Origin of the sequence: Micromonospora maritima, from assembly GCF_902825405.1 — a bacterium.
Classification (GTDB): Bacteria; Actinomycetota; Actinomycetes; order Mycobacteriales; family Micromonosporaceae; genus Micromonospora; species Micromonospora maritima.
On sequence record NZ_CADEAU010000676.1, the window covers coordinates 1 to 2427 of the forward strand.

General features: G+C 73.4%; 3 protein-coding genes. All 3 read left to right on the top strand.

Annotated elements, in window-relative coordinates; all coding sequences use genetic code 11:
- On the top strand, positions 1-816 hold an 816-nt coding region (locus HUW36_RS30915), incomplete at its 5' end, for an SIS domain-containing protein (RefSeq protein WP_174531314.1).
- Positions 817-844: 28 nt separating this feature from the next.
- The gene (locus tag HUW36_RS30920) at positions 845-1864 is read left to right on the top strand and encodes a cation diffusion facilitator family transporter (RefSeq protein WP_174531315.1); all 1020 of its coding nucleotides are present in this window, start codon (positions 845-847) and stop codon (positions 1862-1864) included.
- Positions 1865-1867: 3 nt separating this feature from the next.
- The coding region (gene manA, locus HUW36_RS30925; protein ID WP_174531316.1) for a mannose-6-phosphate isomerase, class I at positions 1868-2427 on the top strand (560 nt) is incomplete at its 3' end.

Here is a 2427-nt window from a genome sequence, read left to right on the forward strand (position 1 = left end):
CTGCCCGGCCGGGCCCGCACCGAACAGCCCCGGCTGGTCGCCGTCGGCGCGCCGGACTCGCAACTCCAGTCGGTGGCCGAGCGGGCCCGCGCGCCGTTCATCCCGGTGCCCCGGCGGGCGCCGGCCCGGGCCAGTCTGTGGGCGCTCACCGTGCCGGTTCTGCTCGCCGCCCGTACGCTCGGCCTCGTGAAGGTCAACGAGGCGGACCTGGCCGAGACCGCGGCCCGGTTGGACGCCGACGCCGACCGGTGCCGGCCGACCGCCGAGTCCTTCGTCAACCCGGCGAAGTCGCTGGCACTGGGGCTGTCCGGGTCGATCCCGATCGTCTGGGGCTCGTCCCCGTTGGCCACCGTGGCCGCCCGCCGGTTCGGTGACACGCTGTCCGCCAACGCCCGCTACCCGGTGGTCACCGGTGCGCTGGGCGAGGCCGGCCGGGGCCGGGTGGGCCTGCTCGACGGGGTCTTCGGTGGTCTGGCCGAGGGCGAGCGGGACATCTTCGCCGACCCCGGTGACGACGACCCCGACGGCACCCGCCTGCGGCTGGTGCTGCTGCGTGACGGCGGGCTCAACGCCGACGACGACACCGACGAGCCGCTGGCGGTGGAGGAGCGCCGCGCGGACGCGGTGCAGACCCTCGCCGAGCGGCGCGGCGTGCGCTGCGACGTGGTGACCGCCGAGGGCGGGTCCGCGTTGGAGCGGCTCGCCTCGCTGGTGGCGGTTCCCGACTTCGCCTCGATCTACCTCGCCCTGGCACACGGGCTGGACCCGATGGCCGTTCCGGCCGTCACGGAAATGAAGGAGCTGGCAAACCAGTGAGCACGTGCGGCATCGAGCGAGGCGGGGAATGAGCGCAAACGGGGGCACGAAGGCGATCGTGGCCGCACTGGCGGCGAACCTCGGCATCGCCGTCACCAAGTTCATCGCGTTCCTGCTGACCGGCTCGTCGTCGATGCTGGCCGAGTCGATCCACTCGGTGGCCGACTCGGGCAACCAGGGCCTGCTGCTGATCGGTGGCCGGCGGGCCAAGCGGGAGGCGACGCCGCAGCACCCGTTCGGCTACGGCCGGGAGCGCTACATCTACGCGTTCATCGTGGCGATCGTGCTGTTCAGCCTCGGTGGCCTGTTCGCGCTCTACGAGGCCTACCACAAGGCGTCCGACCCGCACCCGATCAAGGAGTGGCAGTGGGTGCCGGTGGCGGTGCTGCTCGCCGCGATCGTGATGGAGAGCTTCTCCTTCCGCACCGCCATCAAGGAGTCGAACCTGGTCCGGGGCAAGCAGACCTGGGTCCGGTTCATCCGCCGGGCCAAGGCCCCGGAGCTGCCGGTGGTCCTCCTGGAGGACTTCGGGGCCCTGGTCGGTCTGGTCTTCGCGCTCTTCGGCGTCGGCATGACGCTGATCACCGGTGACGGCATGTGGGACGCCGCCGGCACCGCGATGATCGGTGTGCTGCTGGTGATCATCGCGATCACGCTGGCGATCGAGACCAAGAGCCTGCTGCTCGGCGAGGGCGCGGAGCGCGGCGAGCTGGCCAAGATCGAGCAGGCCGTCACCGATGGCCCGGAGGTCGAGCGGATCATCCACATGAAGACGCTCTACCTCGGCCCGGAGGAGCTGATGGTGGCCGCGAAGATCGCCGTGCCGGCCTGCGAGAGCGCCGAGGAACTGGCCCGGGGCATCAACGCGGTCGAGGCGCGGATCCGCCGCGAGGTGCCGATCGCCCGGGTCATCTACCTGGAGCCGGACATCTACAGCGCGGCGGCCGAGCGGGCGGGCACCGGGCAGGCGGCCGACACGGCCGTGCCGGAGGCCACGACCACCGACACGCCGGCGGCCGACGAGGTGGCCGGGCGCTCCGGGAGCTGACCGATGGAGTTGTTGCAGGGGCAGATCCGGGACTACGCCTGGGGCTCGCGTACCGCGATCGCGGCGTTGCAGGGGCGACCGGTGCCGAGCGACGGGCCGGAGGCCGAGCTGTGGCTGGGCGCCCACCCGGGCGCTCCGGCCACGGTGGACCGGGACGGCCGCCCGGTCAGCCTGACCGAGCTGCTGGTCGCCGAGCCGGGGCACTGGCTCGGTGAGCGGCTGGTCGGCCGGTTCGGCACCCGGCTGCCGTTCCTGCTGAAGGTGCTGGCCGCGGAGGCCCCGCTGAGCCTGCAGGCCCACCCGGACGCCGAGCAGGCGCGGGCCGGGCACGCGGCCGACATGGGGCGGGTCAACTACGTCGACCCGTACCACAAGCCGGAGCTGCTGGTCGCGCTCTCGGAGTTCGACGCGCTCTGCGGCTTCCGTGACCCGGCCGAGTCGGCGGCGGCGATCGCCGCGTTCGGCGTACCCGCGCTGGAGCCGGTGGTGGCCGCGTTGCGCACCGGGCCGACGGGCCTGCGGGAGGCCGTACGCGCGCTGCTGAGCTGGCCGGACGCGGAGCG